Raw genomic sequence first — 1,973 nt, forward strand, 5'->3', positions numbered from 1 at the left:
CCCGGGGCGGGCACGCCGACCGCCCACCGCCACGCGCGGTGGGCCCCGTAGGGGAGGAGCAGCCCTGTGAGTGCCGTCGTCGTCCACCTCGCCGACGTCCGGGCCCGTCCGCGGGTCACCCGGCCCGTCAGACTGTTCGCCTTCCACCACGCGGGCGGCAGCACCGCCTCCTTCGCCGGCTGGCAGCGGCGGTTGGGGCCGAGGGTCGAGGTCGTCCCGGTCCGGCTGCCGGACCGGGAGGGGCCCGGCGGCGGGCCGCACCGTGACCTCGCCCCGCTCGCCCGGGCGCTGCACCAGCAGCTCGGCGCGCAGCTGGACGAGCCGTACCTCTGCTACGGCCACAGCATGGGTGCGCTGGTCGCGTACCACCTCGTCCGGTTCCTGGCCGCGACCGGCCGCCGGCTGCCGAAGCGGCTGCTGGTCGGTGCCCACCCGGCGCCGCACCTGCCGCTTCCGCTGGAGTCGGCGCTGCTCCTGGACGACGCCGAACTCGCGCACCGGCTGGCCGCGTTCGACGGCCTGCCGACGGCGGTCAGCGGCACTCCGGACCGGCTCGCCGACTACCTCGCCCAGGTCCGGGCCGGCCTGGAACTGTGCACGAGCCGCCGGCACACCGGCGACAGCTATCAACTGCCCTGCCCCATCGACGTCTTCGCCGGCGCCGACGACCCACTGGTGGCGGTCGAGGACGCGGCCGCGTGGTGCTCGCACTCCCTACGGGGCGGGACCCTCCAGGTGATCCCGGGCGGGCACTTCTTCCAACGACAGTCCAAGGACGCATTCTTCACGCGGCTGGCAGCCGTGATCGACTTACACGGGGGAGTGAGATGACCGGCACGACACAGACGCCCGACGCACCGGTCCGGGCGACCGTGGACGACTACCTCGGCCCAGGTGAGCGCCGCTTCTTCGGTAGCGGCTACCGCCGGGCCGAGCAGCGGCTGACCGACATCGTGGTCGGCTCGCAGGCGAACGGCACCGGGACGGTACGGGCCCGCGGCTCCGTCGACTACCCGGCCGACTGGTCCCGCAAGGGCACCACCGACCAGGCCCCGCACCTCAGCAGCATCGACGTCCTGCTGATGGCGGGCGAGGCCGCCGAGGTGTACCTGACCCAGACGTACGGCCTGGACACCGCCCAGCGCGCCGGGCTCCGGCTGCGCCGGGTGCGGCTGAAGGCCGGGACCAAGCCGGTGGAGGCCGAGTTGGGCGGCTTCGCCGTCCACGCCACCGCCACCCGGCAGTCCGACCGCTCGACCGTGGTGGACTGCCAGGTGGGCGGGCTGCGGGCACGGCTGGAGATCGAGCACCCGGCGCTCCCGGCCGGGGTGGTGCGCACCGCCCGCCTCGACTCGCCGGACGCCCTGCTCGGCCCGGCCCCGCTGCGGCCGTTCGCCGCCGCGCACCGGACCAGGACGCAGACCATCGAGGCCCTGCGGGTGGACCTGCCCGCGCGGCGGGCGACCGCCCTGCTCGGCAGCCGCCCGGCGGCGCCGCAGGCCGGCCCGGTGAGCGGGCTGGAGAGTTACAGCCACGGCTCGGTCTCGGTGATCGACGCCTTCGTGGGCGCGATCCAGCTGGGCCAGATCCTGATCTACGGACTGGACGACGTCCCGCGCGCCGAGAGCAACACGCTCTGGATGCGGCAGACCGTCCTGGAGATCGGCGACCCTTACCGGCCGGTGGCCGGTCCGGCCCCGCTGTCCGCTGAGCTGGTCGACCCGCAGCTGCTCACCACCAGGACGGGGGAGACCTGGCGGGTGGTCGACATCGCGGCGGCCTTCGAACACATCCGGATCCACTGCTCGGCGACCCACCGGTTGCCGACCGGCTGGACCGGGCACGACGAACGGGAGGTGGCGGCATGACCAGGGCCGCGGTACTGGAGGGGCTCGGCGCGATGGTGCCGCCGAGGATCGTCTCCAACGACGAGATCGGCGAGCTGGTCGGCAGCGACGACACCGGGATCCGCA

Annotated in this window: 2 protein-coding genes; both read left to right on the plus strand. The window is 74.5% G+C overall.

Going from position 1 to position 1,973, the window contains the following annotated elements:
* Positions 1-66: 66 nt before the first annotated feature.
* Positions 67-831, plus strand: a complete 765-nt coding sequence (locus tag ACFQ87_RS45965) for a thioesterase II family protein (RefSeq protein ID WP_380617004.1) — start codon at positions 67-69, stop codon at positions 829-831.
* Positions 828-1,868, plus strand: a complete 1,041-nt coding sequence (locus ACFQ87_RS45970; protein WP_380617005.1) for an AvrD family protein — start codon at positions 828-830, stop codon at positions 1,866-1,868. Before ACFQ87_RS45965 ends, ACFQ87_RS45970 begins: the two co-directional genes overlap by 4 nt.
* Positions 1,869-1,973 lie beyond the last annotated feature (105 nt).

This window comes from Kitasatospora sp. NPDC056531, assembly GCF_042794375.1.
GTDB lineage: Bacteria > Actinomycetota > Actinomycetes > Streptomycetales > Streptomycetaceae > Kitasatospora.